This window comes from Nonomuraea sp. NPDC003214, from assembly GCF_053590035.1.
In genome coordinates this window covers 390,997-408,478 of record NZ_JBSFSX010000006.1, presented here as the reverse complement: position 1 = coordinate 408,478, position 17,482 = coordinate 390,997, and the positions used below count along the sequence as shown (strand labels likewise).

At 74.1% G+C, this 17,482-nt stretch carries 16 protein-coding genes; 9 read left to right on the top strand and 7 right to left on the bottom strand.

Annotation, left to right across the window (positions count from 1 at the left end; all coding sequences use genetic code 11):
- Together ACWDXC_RS20975 and ACWDXC_RS20970 are read right to left on the bottom strand one after the other, a co-directional pair.
- Window positions 1–567 (bottom strand): redoxin domain-containing protein, encoded by a 567-nt coding sequence (locus ACWDXC_RS20975; RefSeq protein ID WP_449984342.1) that lies wholly within the window; start codon window positions 565–567, stop codon window positions 1–3.
- Window positions 568–630: 63 nt separating this feature from the next.
- Entirely contained in the window at window positions 631–984 is a 354-nt protein-coding gene (locus ACWDXC_RS20970; RefSeq protein WP_449984340.1) for an ArsR/SmtB family transcription factor, read from the bottom strand.
- A gap of 51 nt (window positions 985–1,035) precedes the next feature.
- Between ACWDXC_RS20970 and ACWDXC_RS20965 the strand changes: the two genes are divergently transcribed.
- The gene (locus ACWDXC_RS20965) at window positions 1,036–1,803 is read left to right on the top strand and encodes an SDR family NAD(P)-dependent oxidoreductase (protein ID WP_449984337.1); all 768 of its coding nucleotides are present in this window, start codon (window positions 1,036–1,038) and stop codon (window positions 1,801–1,803) included.
- Between the two features lie 160 nt (window positions 1,804–1,963).
- Window positions 1,964–3,175: a cation:proton antiporter gene (locus ACWDXC_RS20960; protein ID WP_219509465.1), complete on the top strand. Its 1,212-nt coding sequence runs from the start codon at window positions 1,964–1,966 to the stop codon at window positions 3,173–3,175.
- Between the two features lie 37 nt (window positions 3,176–3,212).
- On the opposite strand, the gene ACWDXC_RS20955 is transcribed toward ACWDXC_RS20960, so the two are convergent.
- Window positions 3,213–3,668 carry a GbsR/MarR family transcriptional regulator gene (locus tag ACWDXC_RS20955; RefSeq protein WP_449984334.1) on the bottom strand — a complete coding sequence of 152 codons (456 nt, stop codon included), beginning with the start codon at window positions 3,666–3,668 and terminating at the stop codon, window positions 3,213–3,215.
- 156 nt (window positions 3,669–3,824) lie between these two features.
- Here ACWDXC_RS20955 and ACWDXC_RS20950 point away from each other — a divergent pair, with 156 nt between their 5' ends.
- Both ACWDXC_RS20950 and ACWDXC_RS20945 read left to right on the top strand, forming a co-directional pair.
- The gene (locus tag ACWDXC_RS20950) at window positions 3,825–5,087 is read left to right on the top strand and encodes a glycosyltransferase (RefSeq protein ID WP_449984332.1); all 1,263 of its coding nucleotides are present in this window, start codon (window positions 3,825–3,827) and stop codon (window positions 5,085–5,087) included.
- Window positions 5,088–5,237: 150 nt separating this feature from the next.
- A complete protein-coding gene (locus ACWDXC_RS20945; RefSeq protein ID WP_449984330.1) occupies window positions 5,238–7,628 on the top strand; it encodes a PEP/pyruvate-binding domain-containing protein in 2,391 nt (796 codons plus the stop codon).
- A 25-nt stretch (window positions 7,629–7,653) separates the two neighbouring features.
- On the opposite strand, the gene ACWDXC_RS20940 is transcribed toward ACWDXC_RS20945, so the two are convergent.
- Together ACWDXC_RS20940 and ACWDXC_RS20935 are read right to left on the bottom strand one after the other, a co-directional pair.
- Window positions 7,654–8,235 (bottom strand): TetR/AcrR family transcriptional regulator, encoded by a 582-nt coding sequence (locus ACWDXC_RS20940; RefSeq protein ID WP_449984327.1) that lies wholly within the window; start codon window positions 8,233–8,235, stop codon window positions 7,654–7,656.
- A 50-nt stretch (window positions 8,236–8,285) separates the two neighbouring features.
- Window positions 8,286–9,797 carry an MFS transporter gene (locus tag ACWDXC_RS20935; protein ID WP_449984324.1) on the bottom strand — a complete coding sequence of 504 codons (1,512 nt, stop codon included), beginning with the start codon at window positions 9,795–9,797 and terminating at the stop codon, window positions 8,286–8,288.
- Window positions 9,798–9,927: 130 nt separating this feature from the next.
- Here ACWDXC_RS20935 and ACWDXC_RS20930 point away from each other — a divergent pair, with 130 nt between their 5' ends.
- Genes ACWDXC_RS20930 through ACWDXC_RS20920 form a run of 3 tightly spaced genes read left to right on the top strand, consistent with a single transcriptional unit; the run spans window position 9,928 to window position 13,017 of the window.
- Window positions 9,928–10,599 (top strand): TetR/AcrR family transcriptional regulator, encoded by a 672-nt coding sequence (locus tag ACWDXC_RS20930; RefSeq protein ID WP_449984321.1) that lies wholly within the window; start codon window positions 9,928–9,930, stop codon window positions 10,597–10,599.
- The gene (locus tag ACWDXC_RS20925) at window positions 10,592–11,464 is read left to right on the top strand and encodes an ABC transporter ATP-binding protein (RefSeq protein ID WP_449984318.1); all 873 of its coding nucleotides are present in this window, start codon (window positions 10,592–10,594) and stop codon (window positions 11,462–11,464) included. Before ACWDXC_RS20930 ends, ACWDXC_RS20925 begins: the two co-directional genes overlap by 8 nt.
- The gene (locus tag ACWDXC_RS20920) at window positions 11,461–13,017 is read left to right on the top strand and encodes an ABC transporter permease (RefSeq protein ID WP_449984315.1); all 1,557 of its coding nucleotides are present in this window, start codon (window positions 11,461–11,463) and stop codon (window positions 13,015–13,017) included. Before ACWDXC_RS20925 ends, ACWDXC_RS20920 begins: the two co-directional genes overlap by 4 nt.
- 43 nt (window positions 13,018–13,060) lie before the next feature.
- On the opposite strand, the gene ACWDXC_RS20915 is transcribed toward ACWDXC_RS20920, so the two are convergent.
- Window positions 13,061–13,456 carry a RidA family protein gene (locus ACWDXC_RS20915; protein WP_219509491.1) on the bottom strand — a complete coding sequence of 132 codons (396 nt, stop codon included), beginning with the start codon at window positions 13,454–13,456 and terminating at the stop codon, window positions 13,061–13,063.
- 107 nt (window positions 13,457–13,563) lie between these two features.
- Here ACWDXC_RS20915 and ACWDXC_RS20910 point away from each other — a divergent pair, with 107 nt between their 5' ends.
- Window positions 13,564–14,532, top strand: coding sequence for a helix-turn-helix transcriptional regulator (locus ACWDXC_RS20910; protein ID WP_219509458.1), 969 nt, complete (start codon window positions 13,564–13,566; stop codon window positions 14,530–14,532).
- A gap of 64 nt (window positions 14,533–14,596) precedes the next feature.
- Window positions 14,597–15,028 carry a pyridoxamine 5'-phosphate oxidase family protein gene (locus ACWDXC_RS20905; RefSeq protein WP_449984311.1) on the top strand — a complete coding sequence of 144 codons (432 nt, stop codon included), beginning with the start codon at window positions 14,597–14,599 and terminating at the stop codon, window positions 15,026–15,028.
- 19 nt (window positions 15,029–15,047) lie between these two features.
- On the opposite strand, the gene ACWDXC_RS20900 is transcribed toward ACWDXC_RS20905, so the two are convergent.
- Window positions 15,048–17,420, bottom strand: coding sequence for a SpoIIE family protein phosphatase (locus ACWDXC_RS20900; protein WP_449984309.1), 2,373 nt, complete (start codon window positions 17,418–17,420; stop codon window positions 15,048–15,050).
- Between the last annotated feature and the right edge of the window lie 62 nt (window positions 17,421–17,482).

Below are 17,482 nucleotides of genomic sequence, written 5' to 3'. Positions count from 1 at the left end.
CTACCGGGTGGCCAGGGCGCGCAGGTGGGTCTCCAGCTTGTCCTGGCCGAGCGGGCCGGTGACCTTCTCCGTGGAGCCGTCCGGTCTCATGAACACGAAGGTGGACTGCTCACTGACGCCGAGCTTCGTCCAGAGCGCCCCTTCGGCGTCGGACAGGTGCACGAGGTCACCGGTCCCCGTGCGCCGGACGAACTGCTTCATCGCCGCCTCGGTGTCCAGGCCGGCGACCCCGACGACCGTGACGTCGCCGTGCCGGGCGGCGGCGGCCTTGACGGCGGGCGCGTCCGACAGGCACTTGGGGCACCACGGCGCCCAGAACCAGAACGCGACGGGCCTGCCCGCCAGGCTCTCACCCTCGAACGGCTCGCCGTCCAGCGTCCGGGCGTCGAAGCGTAACGCGGCGGGCGCCGAGGACGCGCTCCCGGGCCCGGCGGGGGAGGCCGCCGGGGCTGAGGTCTTGGTGGTGCCCCCCATGTCTCCGGGCTCGTCCCGCATGCCGGTGCCGCACGCGGCGGCCAGCAGGGCGAGCGCCGCCAGCGCGGCGGCCGCGCTTCGCACGTTGCTCATGCCGGTCACCCTAGGAGCGCGCGGCGGCCCGATTCCTTACGAGGCGATGACGGCCCGCCCGGTTCAGGCGGGCTGCGGGCTGTCGTGCGTCCCGACGTGCGCGCCGACGTCGTCGGCGTCCGCCACCTGGAGCACCACGTCGAGCAGCCCGGGGAAGCGGACGTCCAGGTCGGCGCGGCGCAGCCGCACGAAGCAGCGGGTGCCCTCCTGCCGGGTGCGGGTGATGCCGGCGTCGCGCAGCACGCGCAGATGGTGGCTGAGCGTCGACTTGGCGACGGGCGCGCGCAGCTCGCCCCAGCCCCGCTCGTGGCCGTCGGCCAGCACGCGCACCAGCCCGACGCGGATCGGGTCGCTGAGCGCGCCCAGCACCGCGACGAGGGTCATCTGCTCAAGCTCGGGATGCTGCGCCTGCTTCACGGCCTCATGCTACCTTGTTCGACGTTTCACGAACAACGAACAAAGGAGTTCATGGTGGACCAGCAGCCCCGCGCGGACCTCACCGGCAAGGCCGTCATCGTCACCGGCGCCGGCTCGGGCATCGGCCGGGCCGCCGCCCGGGAGTTCGCCCGCGCCGGAGCCCGCGTGCTCGGCGTCGCCCGCCGCCTGCCGGCGCTGGAGGAGACCGCCGACGGCCACCCCGGCATCGCCGTCCACGCCGCCGACCTGCGTGACCCGGACGCCCCCCGGCAGGTCGCCGAGGCCGCCGTCGACCGGTGGGGCGCCGTGGACGTGCTGGTCAACAACGCCGGAGCCACCAGGAGGATGCCCCTGGCCGAGGTCACCGCCGACGGCGTCGCCGACCTGTTCGCCCTCAACGTCACCGCGCCCAGCCTGCTCGCCGCCGCCGCCCTGCCGCACCTGCGCGCCGCCCGGGGCGTGATCGTCAACGTCTCCAGCACCTACGGCCACCGGCCGCTGCCCGGCGCCGCCCACTACGCCGCCTCCAAGGCCGCACTCGAACAGCTCACCCGCAGCTGGGCGCTGGAGCTGGCCGCCGACGGCATCCGCGTCAACGCCCTGGCCCCCGGCCCCACCGAGAGCCAGGCCCTGGCCGCCGCCGGCCTGCCGGACGACGTCGTCGAGCAGATCAAACGGGACGAGGCCGCCCGCATCCCGCTCGGCCGCCGCGGCGTCCCCGAGGAGGTCGCCGCCTGGATCGTCCACCTCGCCACCCCCGCGACCGCCTGGGTCACCGGCCAGGTCCTCACCGTCGACGGCGGCCTCGAACTCACCTGAGCCGCCCCCGCCGCCCCGTCGCATCGCCCGCACGGCGGCGTCTGTCGCCCGGGCGGCGCTGCTGTTAGGGTGAGCGCGGTGCGCCGGGAAGCCTGGTCGGCAAGATGGTTCTCTGTCCCGACCGGAGGTGCCCGATGATCTTCCCTGCGCGGTGTCCCTGATGGGCGTGCTGCTGACCGCCTTCGCCTGCGTGCTCCTGCTCGCCGTGCTGCTGTCGAGCCTGGCCCACCGCACCATCCTGTCCACGGCCGCGCTGTTCCTGGTGGCCGGGTTCGTGCTGGGCGACGGCGTGCTCGGCGTCGTGTCGCTGAGTCCCGGCGACGACCTGGTCGCCACGCTCGCCGAGCTGGCCCTGTTCACGGTGCTGTTCACCGACGGCATGCGGGTGGGCTGGACCGAGCTGCGCAGCGCCTGGCGGCTCCCCGGACGGGCGCTGGGCTGGGGCCTGCCGCTCACGCTGGCCATCACCGCGCTCGGCGCCCACTACCTGCTCGGCCTCGGCTGGGTCGAGGCGCTGCTCATCGGCGCGATCCTGGCGCCCACCGACCCGGTGTTCGCCGCGGCCCTGGTCGGCAACGACAAGGTGCCGCCCCGGCTGCGCCAGTTGCTGAACGTCGAGTCCGGCGTCAACGACGGCCTGGCGCTGCCGTTCGTGATCGTCTTCCTGGCCGTCGCGGCGGGGTCGCACGATCTGCACCTGGGCGAGCTGGGGCTGGAGCTCGGGCTGGGCATCGTCATCGGGGTCGCGATCCCGTGGGCGGCGATCAAGCTGGAGCGCACCCGCTGGTTCGCCGCGTCCACCGCCTACGAGCCGCTCAACGCGCTGGCCATCGGCCTGCTCGTGCTCGCCGTCGGCAAGGCCACGCACGGCAACCTGTTCCTGGCCGCGTTCTCGGCCGGAATCACCGTGGCCACGTTCGGGCCCCGGCAGCGGGAGTCGTTCGAGCACTTCGGCGAGCTCATCGCCGAGGTGTTCAAGCTGGCCGCGCTGCTGGTGTTCGGGGCGCTGATCACGCCGGCGCTGCTGGGGGCGGTCGGCTGGGCCGGCTGGCTGTTCGCGGTGCTCGCGCTGGTGGTGGCGCGGCCGGTGGCGATCTGGCTGTCGTTCCTGCGCTCGGGGCTGTCGGTGCGCGAGCAGGCGGCCGTGGCCTGGTTCGGGCCCAAGGGCTTCGCCTCGGTCGTGTACGGGCTGCTCGTGCTCGGCTCCGGCATCGCGGTCGCCGAACCGGTGTTCCAGTACGTCGCGGTGACCATCGTGGTGTCGATCCTGCTGCACTCCTCGACCGACATCGTGGTGGCCCGCTGGTTCGACGACGAGCGCGAGGTCCCCGCCTGGCACACCGCCGTGACGCGCCGCATCCGCCGCCCGTGAGCGTGCCCGGCGCCCTGCGCCGGATCCCGGGGCCGGGTCAGCCGTTCCGCTGCTGCCAGCGGTGCAGCAGGCCCGGCAGCTCGCCCAGGAGGAACTGGTAGAAGTCGCGCATCCGCGCGAGCCGGACGTGGGCCGGGTCGCCGGGGGCGGTGGTGGCGATGCCGGTCTCGGCGGCCTCCAGCATGGTGTGGACGACGGTGTTCTGGGTGGAGAACAGGGTGGGCCAGGCGTCGTCGCGCAGCCGGTAGTGCTCGCGGCGGCTGCCGGGCGCGGGCAGCCGCTCGATCAGCCCGGTGGAGAGCAGCGCCTTGACGGCGCCGGACACGGAGCCCGCGCTGACGCCGAGCCGGTCGGCGATGTCGCCCATGGTGACCGTCTCCGCGCCGGTGAACAGGAAGACCGCCAGGGCGCGGGCCGACATGCGTTGCAGGCCGCCCTCGGTCAGCACCAGCGCCAGCCGTTCGGCGGCCTCCCACCGTTCCCGCTCGCTCACCGCGTCACCTCCGGAGATCAGAATAGCCGAGCCCATGAACCTTCAGAAATTTCAGAACTTTGGGTAAGGTGACGGTATTCGCCCCCGCAGCGGGGCGACGGTGTGCCGGGAAGCCTGGTCGGCGAACGCAGCAGTTCCTCCGAGCAGGGAGCACCGATGAAGGTCCTCATCCTCACCCACGGCACCCGCGGCGACGTGCAGCCGTACGCGGCCCTCGCCCTCGCCCTGAGAACGGCCGGCCACGAACCGGTCCTGGCCGCCCCGGCGGCGATGGCGTCCCTGGCCGAGCCGTACGGGCTGGCGTTCGCGCCGGTCCATGACGGGCCGAACACGCTCATCGACGACCCCGAGATCCTCGAGGCGATCGAGACGAACTACCGGGGCCTGCGCGGCAAGAAGGTCGCCCTGCGCGTCATGCGGCGCAGCAAGCCGCTCATGGCCCGGGTCTTCGACGACATGGCGGACGTGGCGGAGGACGGCGCCGACCTGGTGGTGCACGCCCCGGGCATCCCCGCTCAGCACTTCGCCGAACGGCTGGGCGTGCCCGCGGTGCCCGCCACGATGCAACCGGTCTGGGTGCCGACCGCCGCGTTCCGCAACCCGATGATCCCGGTGCCGCTGCCCCGGGCGCTGAACCGGGCGTCGTACCTGCCGATCAAGCTGATGCTCCGCTCGTTCGGCGGCGTCGCCGACAGGCTGCGCGCCGGAAGGCTCGGCCTGCCGCGCCGCCGGGGCCGCCATGACATCCTGCGCCGCCCCGACGGCCGCCCGGCCACGGTGCTGCAGGCGTTCAGCACCAGCCTGCTGCCCGGCGGGCTCGACTACCCGTCGTGGGTGCACACCACCGGCTTCTGGTTCCTTCCCGCCGCCTCCGGCTGGTCGCCGCCGCCGGAGCTGGCCGCCTTCCTGGCGGACGGGCCCCCTCCCGTGTACGTGGGCTTCGGCAGCATGGCGGGCACCGATCCGGTACGGGTCGGCCGCGTGGTCACCGAGGCCGTCCGGCTGGCCGGGGTGCGCGCCGTGCTGGCGACCGGCTGGGGCGGGATGCGGACCGGCGACCTGCCCGAGGCGGTGTTCCCGCTGGAGCAGGCTCCGCACGACTGGCTGTTCCCGCGCATGGCCGCGATCGTGCACCACGGCGGCAGCGGCACCACCGGGGCCGCGCTGGCCGCGGGCAGGCCGCAGGTCCTCTGCCCGTTCGTGGCCGACCAGCCGTTCTGGGCCGCCCGCGCGCACGCCGCCGGGGTCGCCCCGGCCCCGCAGCCGCAGCGCCGCCTCACCCCGCACGGCCTGGCCGAGGCCATCCGCCGGGCCGTCACCGACCGGGACCTGGCCCGCGCCGCCGCCGAGACCGGCGAGCGCGTCCGCGCCGAGAACGGCGTCCAGCGGGCGGTCCAGGTCCTGGAGACCCTGGCCTGACCGGGTGGCCGCCGCCTACTGGACGGATGGGCACGTACGCGTAGATTGACTGCTGAAGGCTGCTGCGGGTTCACGGGGACCGCGCCGACCGGCCGTTCCGGGTGGCGGACCGGCCGGATTCGGGCGCCACGGCTGCGAGGAGGATCCGGGATGAAGCTGATCCGGCTGGCCGAGATCGACGCCTCGATGATCGGCCTGGTGGGCGGCAAGGCCGCCGGGCTCGGGGAGATGATCAGAGCGGGGGAGCGGGTCCCCGACGGCTTCTGCGTGACCGTCGAGGCCTACGCGAGCGGGCAGGTCCCGCAGGAGGAGCTGGCCCGCGCCTACGAGCGGCTCGGCGGCGGGAAGGTGGCGGTGCGGTCGAGCGCCACCGCCGAGGACCTGCCGCACGCCAGTTTCGCCGGCCAGCAGGACACCTACCTGGGTGTGGAGGGCCAGGACGCGCTGGCCGAGGCCGTCCGCCGCTGCTGGGACTCGCTGCACACCGAGCGCGCCGTGGCCTACCGGGCGAACGCCGGGATCGAGGACGCGGCGATGGCCGTCGTGGTGCAGCGGATGGTCGACCCCGAGCGCGCCGGGGTGCTGTTCACGGCGAACCCGATCACCGGCCGGCGCACCCAGATGGTCGTGGACGCCGCGGAGGGCCTGGGCACCGCGATCGTCGACGGCACCGTGGTGCCCGACCACTACGAGTTCGACGACGACGCCCCGCAGACCGGCTGGCTGGAGGACCTGCGCGCGGCGGGCCTGCGGCTGCGCGAGCACTTCGGCTCGCCGCAGGACGTCGAGTGGGCCCTCGACCGGGACGGCGTGCTGTGGTTACTGCAGTCCCGCCCGGTCACGACGCTGTTCCCGGCGCCGCCCGCGACCGCCGACACCCGGCTCTACCTGGAATTCGGCCACATCCAGGGCATGCTGCGGCCGATGACGCCGATGGGCGTGTCGATGCTCAGGACCGGCGCGGGCCTGTGGTTCGAAGCGGCCGGAGCCAAGATCGACCGCCGCGACCCGCTGCCCCGGATGGTCGCGATCGGCGGCAGGCTCTACTTCGACCTGACCGACTTCCTGCGCAGCAAGGCGATGCGCGACCGGCTCGGCACGTCCTTGGAGGTGTACGGCCCGCGCGTGCAGAGCGCCGTGCGGCGGATGCTGGACGACCCGCGCTTCGCCCCGCGGCCCGGCCTGCCGTTCGACGTGCGCGCCGTGGTCAAGGGGGTCGTGCGCATCGCCCCCCGGGCCGTCGCCGGCGTGGTCGCCGCGCTGGCCTGGCCGGACGCCGCGCGGGGCCGGGCCTACCGCGGCGTCCGGCGGATCAGGCGGCTGACCGTGCCGCCCGGACCGGACGCGAGCGCCGCCGAACGCCTGCGCTGGGTGGCGGAGGACTCGCACCGGCCGATCATGACCCTGGACATGCAGGGCATCGTCTGGCCGCTGACCGCCGGGATCGTGGCGGGCACCGTCCCCTCCGCCCTGCTCGACGGGGTGGCCACGGAGGAGGAGCTGGACACCGTCCTCGGCGGCATGCCGTACAACGTGACCACCGAGATGGACCTGGCCCTGTGGCGGCTCGCCGTCAACGCGCGCGAGCACCGGGAGCTGTTCGCCGGCACCCCCGCGCCGGAGCTCGCCGCCCGCTACCGGGACGGCGACCTGCCCGACATCGGCCTGGCGCAGTTCCTGGAGAGGTACGGGCTGCGGGCCGCGGCCGAGATCGACGTCGGCATGCCGCGCTGGGCGGAGGACCCGGCGCCGCTGTTCGCCACGATCGCCAACTACCTGCGGGTCGACGATCCCGAGCAGGCGCCGGACCGGCGCTTCGAGCGCGCCGCGGATCGGGCGGAGCGGACGCTCGCCGCGCTGGCGCGGCGTGCCACGCGCGGGCGGCCGGTCCGCGGCAGGGTCGCGGTCTTCCTCATGCGCAGGTCCCGCGAGCTCACCGGGCTGCGCGAGCTGGGGAAGTTCGCCTGGCTGATCCCGCTGCGGGCGGCGCGGGAGCAGCTGCTGCTGGCCGGCGCGGAGCTGTTCGAGCGGCCGGACGACATCATGTTCCTCGACCTGGCCGAGGCCTGCCAGGCCGTCCGGGGCGCGGACCTGCGCGAGGTGATCGCGGCCCGGCGCGCCGCGTACGAGCGTGAGCTGCGGCGGCCCAGCGTCCCCGGCGCGCTGCTGTCCGACGGCACCGACGTGGAGGCGCTCGCGCCGCCGTTTCAGGCGGGCGACGGGGTGCTCACCGGCATGGCCGGGGCGGCGGGCCGCGCGACCGGGCGGGCGCGGGTGATCCACGACCCGGCCGGCGCGTACATCGAGCCGGGCGAGATCCTGGTCGCGCCCACCACCGACCCCGGCTGGACGCCGCTCTTCCTGACGACGGCGGGCCTGGTCACGGAGACGGGCTCCCCGGTCGCGCACGGCCCGACCGTGGCCAGGGAGTACGGCATCCCGGCCGTCATCTGCGTGCGCGACGCCACCCGCGAGATCAGGACGGGCCAGCTCATCACCATCGACGGCGCCGCGGGCACCGTGCGCATCGAGGAGGAATGAGCCGAGGAATGAGCCCCAGGGCCGCTCAGGAGACGGCGGCGGCGGGGTGCGCGTGGACGGCGCGGGTCAGGATGCGGTGCACGTAGCCGGCGTCGGCGGGGGCGTTGTCGATGAGGATGGCGGTGCACAGGCCGTCGGCGGCGGCGACGACGGCGGCGACGGCCTCGGGATCGTCGGTGAGGGTGGCGGCGAGCTCGCCGATGTCCTGGCGCCAGCGGCGGGCGACGGGCGCGAGCGCCGGGCGGCGAGCCGCCAGGGTGGACAGCTCGCGCTCGGCCAGGGCGTGGTCACGGCCGGGGCCGCCGGACTCGGCGATCAGCTCGGCCAGCGCGCGGAGCTTGTCGCCGGGGCCGTCGATGATCTGGCGGATGCGCCGGGTGTAGGTGTCGGCGACGCTGGACAGGGCCGCGACGAGCAGGTCGTCGAGGGTGGCGAAGTAGTAGGTGCTCAGGCTGGTGGTGATGCCGGCCTGCTTGGCGACGGTGCGGTGGGTGACGCCCGCCGCGCCCTCGCGCGTCACGACGGCGAGGGTGGCCTCGATGATCTCGGCGCGGCGCCGGTGGCCCCGGGCCTTGCGGCCGTCGACGTGCCCGCTGTCGTCGTTCATGAACCCCTCCCGTGAGGTCCAGGGTAGACGAGCCAGGGTGGACGAGCACGTCACCGCTCGTTCTCCCCGAGAGGCCGCACGTGCCGCAGCGCCGTCAGGCACAGCGCCGCCGCCGCGACGATCGCGACGCCGGCCACGGCCGAGGCGATGTTCACCCCGCTGGTGAACAGCGCCTGCGCCTCCCGTACCACCGGGGCGGGCACCTGGCCGGCGACCGACAGCGCGCCGGGCAGGCTGTCGGTGAGACGCGCCGCGAGCTCGGGCGGGACGTCCGCGGGAGCGGTCATGCGGGCGGTGTAGAGGACGGTGGTGAGGCTGCCGAGGACGGCGACGCCGACGGCGATGCCGAGTTCCTGGACGGTCTCGGACATCGCGGCGGCCGACCCGGACTTCGAGGCCGGCGCGGCGCCGACGACCATGTCGGTGCCGAGGGCGGCGATCGCGCCGAGGCCGAGGTAGACGAAGGCGAACCCGGCCACCACCCGTGCCGCGTCCCCGGTGCCGGCGGTGGCCAGCAGCGCGTAGCCGATCACCGAGAGGGCGAGCATGAGCGCCATGACCAGGCCGGGACGCATCCGCCTGGCGATGATCGGCGCGCCGATCGCCGCGGCGAACATCGCCAGGGCGGGCGGTCCCATCCACAGGCCGGCCGCGAACGGCGTCAGGCCCTCGACGAGCTGGAGGTACTGGGTGACCAGGTACATGGTCCCGCCCACGCCGACCAGCCCGATCAGCAGCACGGCCAGCGCCGCGGAGAACGCCCGGCTGCTGAACAGCGTGACGTCCAGCAGGGGTGAGGCCAGGCCGCGCTGACGCCGTACGAAGAGCGCCCCGGCCACGGCGCCGAGGACGGCCAGGGCCGCCGTGCCGGGGCCGGGGCCGTCCGCCGCCGCGTGCTTGATCGCGTAGACGATCGGGAGGATCGCGGCCAGCGACAGGCCGACGCTGGCCAGGTCGAGGCGGCCCGCCTGCGGGTCGGCGTACTCGGGCAGCAGCGCCCGCGCCCCGGCGAGCACGGCGACCGCGACGGGGACGGCGAGCAGGAACGCCGCGCCCCACCAGAACGTGCTGACCAGGGCGCCGCCGGCCACCGGGCCGGCGGCCATGCCCAGGGCGAACATCGTCGCCCAGATCCCGATCGCGACCGCGCGCTGCCGGGCGTCGGCGAACATGTTCGAGATCAGCGACAGCGTCGAGGGCATCAGCGTGGCCCCGGCGACCCCGAGCAGCGCCCGGGCGACGATCAGCAGCTCGGCGTTCGGCGCGAAGGCGGCGAACACCGACACCGCGGCGAACGCGGCCGTCCCGATCACCAGCAGGCGGCGCCGCCCGATCCGGTCGCCCAGGGTCCCCATCGTGATGAGGAACCCGGCGATGAAGAACCCGTACGCGTCCATGATCCAGAGCGTCTGGGTCGCTGACGGGTCCAGCGCCTCGGCCATGCTCGGCAGGACCAGGTACAGCACGGTGACGTCCAGGCCGAGCAGCACCGTCGGCAGTGCCAGCAGTCCCAGACCGGCCCACTCCCGCGTTCCCGCACGCCGGGTCACGACTTCGGGCATGACATCCTCCCTAGGCAAGAATATTTGAACGATAGTACAACTAGTACGGTCGTTCAAATAAAGGGAAGCTCGCCGGGTAGCTGTGGCAATATCTTGATATGGTTTCCAATATTCAGATATTGTTCCTGGTATGTCGATACCGCCAACGGGGGACCGCCCGCCGGAGGACCTGACCGCGCGTGCCCGCATCCGCGACGCCGCGCTGGAGCAGTTCGCCGCCCGGGGCGTCAAAGCCGCCACGCTGAAGGACATCGCCGACGCCGCCGGCGTCTCCGTCGGCCTGGTCCAGCACCACTTCGGCACCAAGGACCGCCTGCGGGAGGCCTGCGACCAGCACGTCCGCGACACCGTCCTGGGCGCCGCCGGCCGGGTCCAGGAGGGGGCCGAGGTCAACGCCGACTTCCTCAGGGGCATGTACGAGGCGAGCGAGCTCAGCGTCCGCTACCTGGCCCGCGCCCTGGTCGACGGCTCACCCGTGGCGGCCGAGCTGTTCGACGAGGGCTCGGCCGGGGCCGAGCGGTTCTTCACCGACACCTGGCCCGACACGTTCACCCCCGGCGAGGCGAAGGTGCGCGAGCGCGCCGCCGTCATGGCCGCGATGCACCTGGGCACGATCGTCCTGCACGAGCACCTGTCCAGACGGCTCGGCATCGACGTGCTGCGCCGCCCGAACTCCGGCCTGCTCGGCGCCGCCATGCTCGACGTCTACGCGCACATGGGGCAGTGGATCGCCACCCAGCAGGGTGACCGGATCCGCCAGGCCGTCACCGACATCCACGACGAGGAGCACCCCGATGCCTGACGCGATCCGGATCCGCCGGCTGGTCAAGAACTTCGGCAAGGTCCGCGCGCTGGACCAGCTGGACCTGACCGTGCGGGAAGGAGAGGTGCACGGCTTCCTCGGCCCCAACGGCGCGGGCAAGAGCACGACCCTGCGCATCCTGCTCGGCCTGCTGCGCAAGGACTCCGGCGAGGTGAGCCTGCTGGGCGGCGACCCCTGGAACGAGGCCGTCGAGCTGCACCGGCGGCTCGCGTACGTGCCCGGCGACGTCACGCTGTGGCCCAGCCTGTCCGGCGGCGAGGTGATCGACCTGCTCGGCAGGCTGCGCGGCGGCGCCGACGCCAAGCGGCGCGACGAGCTGATCGAGCGGTTCGCCCTGGACCCGCGCAAGAAGGCCCGCACCTACTCCAAGGGCAACCGGCAGAAGGTCGCGCTGATCGCCGCGCTCGCCTCCGAGGTGGAGTTACTGCTGCTCGACGAGCCGACCTCCGGGCTCGACCCGCTGATGGAGGCGGTCTTCCGCGAGGTCATCGGCGAGGAGCGGCGCGCGGGCCGCACGGTCCTGCTCTCCAGCCACATCCTCGCCGAGGTCGAGGCGCTCTGCGACCGGGTGAGCATCATCCGCGACGGCCGGATCGTGGAGTCCGGCACGCTCGCCGAGCTGCGCCACCTCACGCGCATCTCGGTCACGGCCGACCTGGCCAGGGTTCCGGAGGCCGGCCTGCCCCACGTCCACGACCTCACCGGCGAGGGAGGCCGCGTCCGCTTCCAGGCCGACGCCGACCACATCGGCGAGGTCCTGACCCGCCTGACGGAGTACGGCATCCGCGACATCACCGCCCAGCCCCCCACCCTCGAAGAGCTGTTCATGAGGCACTACCGATGAACACCGGCACCCTGATCCGGCTGATCCTGCGCCGTGACCGCGTCTGGCAGCCGCTGTGGATCCTGAGCGTCACGCTCTTCGTCGCGGCCACGGTCACCACCATCCGCGAGCTGCTGCCGACCCCGGAGGCGCGCCGCGACTACTTCGTGAACATCATCGACAACCCGGCCATCATGCTGCTGCAGGGACCGGCGTACGGCGACAGCGTGGGCGCGGCCGCCGCCCAGCAGCGCGGCGCCGCCACCACGATCTTCGCCGCCCTGGCCAGCATCCTGCTCGTGGTCAAGCACACCCGCTCCGACGAGGAGCAGGGGAGGCGCGAGCTCGTCGGCTCGGCCGCCGTGGGCCGCCACGCCCCGCTCACCGCCGCCCTCGCCGTCGTGCTCGGCGCGAACCTCGTCCTGGCCCTGCTGATCACCGTGGTCGGCGCGAGCGCCGGGCTCGGCCTGGCCGGGTCGCTCGCCTGGGGGCTGATGGCCGCCTCCGCCGGCTGGCTCGGGGCCGGGCTGGCCGCGGTGACCGTGCAGCTCACCCGGAGCGCCCGCACGGCCGGGGCCGCGGCCTTCGCCGTGTTCTTCGCCGCCTACCTGGTCCGGGGCATCAGCGACCTGGCCGGTCCCGGCCTGGAATGGCTGGGCTGGCTCGTCCCCAACGGCTGGATCCTGCGCGCCCGCGCGTTCGGCGCCGAGCGGTGGTGGGTGTTCCTGCTGCTCGCGGCGTTCGTCGCGGCCCTGGCCTGGCTCGCCTACACGCTGTCGGCCCGGCGCGACCTCGGCGGCGGCCTCCTGGCGCCGCGGCTCGGGCCCGCCCGCGCCCCGGCCGCGCTGCGCGGGCCGCTCGGGCTGGCCTGGCGCGTCCACCGGGGCGCCGCGCTGGCGTGGATCGCGGGCGCCGCGTTCGTCGGCGCGGGGCTCGGGCTGGCCGGGCCGAGCGTCCTGGAACAGTTCGGCCAGAGCGGCGGGCTGGACCACTGGGCCCGGCGGACGGGCACGGACGACCCCGTGGAGATCTTCTTCCGGCTCGTCGTGTACGAGCTGGCCGTGTTCTCCATGTCCCTGTACGCGATCATGACCGTGCTCCGGCTGCGCGGCGAGGGGGCCACCGAGCTGTTCCTGTCCGGGCCGGTGAGCCGGGCGCGCTGGGTCCTCGGCCATCTGGCGTTCGCGGCGGCGGTGCCCGGCGCCATGCTCGTGGTCGCCGGGCTCGGCCTGGGCCTGGGCAGCGGCGACGTCGGCTCCGGCCTGGCCCTCACCACGGTCGTCCTGCCCGGCGTCTGGGTGATGGCCGGTGTCGCCGTGGCGGCGTACGGCCTGTTCCGGCGCGCCGGGACGGTCGTCGCGTGGACCGCGCTGGCGCTCGCCATCGCCCTCGAACTCGGCTGGGAGCTCCGGCTGGTGAGCGACCAGGTCTTCATGATCTCGCCGTTCGCGCACGTCCACTACTCCACGCTGGCCGACCCCGGGCCCGGCACGCTGCTCGGCCTCACGCTCGTGGCGGCCGCCTTCACCGCGCTCGGCCTGTACGGGCTCCGCCGCCGCGACCTGACCCTGTGACGGCCTGCCGCCTCCGGCAGGGGATGCCGGAGGCGGCGGGGGGTCACGCGACGGCGGTGCCCTCCAGTTCGATCATCAAGGTGGGGATCGCCAGCCTGGTCACCCCGAGCATCGTGGTGGGCGGCGCCACCCCGGCGGCGCCCAGCCGCGACGCCAGCACGCCGTAGTGCTCGAAGAGCCGGTCGACGTCGGTGGTGTAGACGTTGAGCCGGACCAGGTTCGCCAGCGACATCCCGGCCTCGCCCAGCACGGCCTCCAGGTTGTCCAGGCTCAGCGCCAGCTGCGCCGCCATGTCGTCGGCGTGCTCGGGCTTGCCGTCGCCGTTCATCGCCGTCTGCCCCGAGCAGTACAGGGTCCGGGTGTGCCCGGAGACCACCTCACCCTGGTGGTATCCGAGCTGCTGCGACCACGCCCACGGGTTGACGGCCGTTCGTTCCACTGCCATGTCGGCTCCATTCGGTTCATCGACAATCGCGTTCCGATCGGGCAAGAGCCTCGCAGCCAATCACGACATCTTTTGTCGTGTATTTCGGTACAGTTTGGGATATGCGCGCCGACCGGTTGGTCTCTCTGGTGCTGCTGCTGCGCCGGCACGGCCGGATGTCCGCGACCGCGCTGGCCCGGGAGCTGGAGGTGTCCACCCGGACCGTGCTGCGCGACATCGAGGCGCTGTCCTCGGCGGGCGTCCCCGTGTACGCCGAGCGCGGCCGGCACGGCGGGTTCGCGCTGCTGCCCGGCTTCCGGACCGAGCTGACCGGGCTGAACCACGACGAGGCCCTCGCCCTGCTGGTGGCCGGGTCGCGGCGCGGGGCGCAGGCGTTCGGGCTCGGCTCGGCGCTCGCCTCGGCGATGCTCAAGGTGGTCGACGCGCTGCCGGAGAGCTACCGGGACACGGCGGCGGGCGCGGCCGAGCGGCTGCTCATCGACCCGGAGACCGACCTGCTCTCACGCCGCCTGGCCGACGAGGAGGTGCCCGACGCGATCGTGGCCGAGGTGCTGCGCGCGGTGTTCGCCGGGCACAAGCTGCGCATCCACTACGCGGCCGTGAACCAGGCGGCGCAGTGGCGCACGGTGGACCCGATCGGCCTGGTCACCGTGCGCGAACGCGGCTATCTGCTGGCCACACGGGCGGGCGCGGACCGCACGTACCGGCTGTCGCGGATCCTGGCGGCCGAGGAGCTCGCCGAGCGCGCGGAGCGGCCGGACCGGGTCGACCTGGACCGGGCCTGGCAGGAGCGCAGCACCCGGTTCCGGGCCGGCGGCGACCAGGTCAGCGTGCTCGTGCGGGTGAACCCGGTGCGGCGGGAGGACCTGGTGGGCACCGCGCTGGCCGTCCGCGCGGAGCGGGCCGACGCGGACGGGTGGCTGCGGATGGAGGTGTCCTTCCAGGACCGCAGGCACGCCGAATGGGCGCTGTGGCAGCTCACCACGAACGCGGAGGCGCTGGAGCCGCAGTGGCTGCGCGACGCGCTGCGCGACCGCGCCGCCGCGATCGCCGCCCGCTACGGCGGCTAGATTGTCTGCAACGAAACTATCTGTTACGGTCCTCTCGTTGGCAGCCGCACGACGGAGGAGAACCATGGACGAGAACCAGCAGGGGCCCGCGCCCCGGCCGCTGAACGAGGACGAGCTGGTCAAGCTGCTCGAAGGGCAGCAGTTCGGCGTGCTGGCGACGGTCCGGCGCACCGGCCACCCCGCCCTGTCCACGGTCCTGTACCGATGGGACCCCGCCGGGCGCGTCATCCGGATCTCCACCACGGCCGGCCGGCTCAAGGCCCGCCAGATCGCCCGCGACCCGCACGTCGCCCTGCACGTCCAGGGCCCCGACGTGTGGTCGTTCGCCGTCGCCGAGGGCGAGGCCGAGGTGTCCGGCGACCCCGCCGACCTGCTCGCCTTCGCCGGCGACCGGCCCGACCCCGCCGCCTTCCTGGAGCAGCAGGCCCGCGAAGGGCGCGTGGTGATCAGGATCAGCGTGTCGCGCCTGTACGGCACGGCCCTCGACCTGCCCTGACGACACGCCGCCCGCGTGCTCAGCGCACCTGGATGCCGAGCAGGCAGGTGTCGTCGTCGGTGTCGGAATGGCTGTGGGTGAGGAGATGGTCCAGGCGGTGCTCGAGGCTCGTCACCGGGTGCTGCACCGTCGTCAGGAGCTGCTGCTGCGAGTGCTGCAGGGCGCGGTCCCGGCGCTCGATGAGCCCGTCGGTGTACATGAGCAGCGTGTCCTCGCCCGCCAGGCGGATCTGCCCCTCCTCGTAGTCGGTCTCGGCGATGGCGCCGAGCATGATCCCGTGAACCAGCGGCAGTTCCTCGGCCGTGCCGTCCCGCACCAGGATCGGCGGCAGGTGCCCGGCCCTGGCCCAGCGCAGCACCCGGGTCGCCGGGTCGTACAGGCCGCAGAGCGCGGTGGCGGTCAGGCTGTTGGTCAGGTGGTGGGCGACCATGTTGAGCCACGTCATGAGCTGGCCGGGCCCGGCTCCGGTGACGGCCAGGCCGCGCAGGGCGTTGCGCAGGATGACCATGCCGGTGGCGGCCTCGATGCCGTGGCCGGCGACGTCGCCGAGCGAGAGCAGCACCTGCTTGGAGGGCAGCACGACGGTGTCGTACCAGTCGCCGCCGACGAGATGCTCCTTCTCGGCGGGCCGGTAGCGGACCGCGATGTGCAGCCCGGACGCCTCGATGATCCGCTGGGCGGGCGGCATGATGGCCCGCTGGAGCTGCAGGGTGAGCCGGTTGCGCTCGGAGATCTGCTGCTCGGAGTGGGCGAGCTGGTCGCGGGTGGCGGCCAGCGCCACCTCGGTCCAGTGCTGGGCCGAGACGTCCTGGTACGCGCCGCGTACCGCCAGCATGCGGCCCTCGGCGTCGATGACGGGCTCGGCCACCACCCGGGTGTGGCGGGACACCCCGTCGGGGCGCTGGAGGCGGAAGGCGACCGAGGCGGGCAGCCGGTGGTGCAGCACGGTCCGCAGGAAGCGGCCGATGGCGGTGGCGTCGTCGGGGTGGGCGTGCTCGGCCAGCCGGTCCAGCGGGATCGGGTGCTCGCCGGGCGGCAGGCCGTACAGGTTGAACAGCTCGCTGTTCCAGGTGATCTCGCCGGTCTGCACGTCCTGCTCGAAGCCGCCGATGCGGCCGAGGCGCTGGGCGTGCTGGAGCAGGCTGGCCAGGCGGACGGCCTCGTCCTGGACCCGCCAGATGAGCAGGACGCAGTCGCCGTGGCGGGTGATGCTGATGTCGGCGACCGTGGTGAGCGGCACCTGGTCGACCAGCGCCGTGAGCGGCACCCGCTCGGCCCGGTACGGCTCGCCCGTCCCGTACACGTGCTCGATCTTGCCGAACAGCCCGTCGTCGTGGGCGGCCAGCGGGTACGCCTCCAGCATCGTGGCCCCCGTCACGGCGGCGCGGGGGCGTCCGGCGGGGTCGGCGAAGCAGTTGTTGGCGTGCTCGATGAGGAAGTCGGCGAGCAGCCCGTCCTTGCCGAACGCGGGCCGGAGCAGCAGCGCGGAGTCGTGCAGCCCGTCGGTGAGGTTGACCAGCTCGGCCAGGTCGGGCGCGGGCTCCTCGCAGGGTTCGAGCGTGTGCGCGCACAGCTCGGCCAGCGCCTCGACCTGCTTGTGGATCTGCGGCGGCTGCGGCTCAAGCGCGTGCGGCCAGCCGATCTCCAGCACGCCGAGGACGCGCCCTCCGGTGCCGGCGGGGACGGCCACCCGGCCGCCCGGCAGGTGGTGGTGGCCGATGGAGGGCAGGCCGGTGCCGGAGAGGCTGGGGAACCAGACGGTCCGGCGTTCGACCAGCGCCCGCCGGGCGGGCGTCGCCACGCCGGGCGGCACGTACCGCCAGCGCCTGGCCTCCTCGGCGCTGTAGCCGGCGTAGCCGGTCAGCGTGAGCGAGGCGTCGGCGCCGGCCGCCCACACGGCGACCGCCGTCGCGCCCAGCGGGGCGAGCGCGTGCTCCAGCAGGGATTCGGCGACGAGCTGGCTGTCCGTGGCGACGAGCGCGCCACTCTCGGCCGCGCGCAGCCGCACCGCGATGGAGGTGTCGTCCGCGCCGGCGCCGCCCGGCTCGCTCCGCGCCCAGGCGAGGAAGTCGCGCGCGGCGTCGCTCAGGCGGTCGTGCGCCGCCTGGTCGATGAGGTCGGCGGCCAGCTCCAGCGGGGAGAGCCCGGCCTTGTCGGCCAGGTCGGCCAGCTGGCGGGCCGCCTCGGCGGGGCCGCAGCGCAGCCGCTCGATCAGGATGCCCTTGGCCAGCTCGATGAGCGCCCGGCCCTCGGCCGCGTGCTGGGCCTGCCTGATCTGCTCGCGCAGCCGTTCGATGGTGGCGGCGAGCCTGCCGACGTTGGTGGCCTCCTCGGGGGAGGCGGCGTCGCCGGGGGAGGCAGGCTCGTCGCCCGGGTGTTGCTGGATGCGCACTGCGTGCAGCTCCTTCGTACGTGGCGCGAAGACGTGGCGCGAAGACGATGGCGGGGACGGTC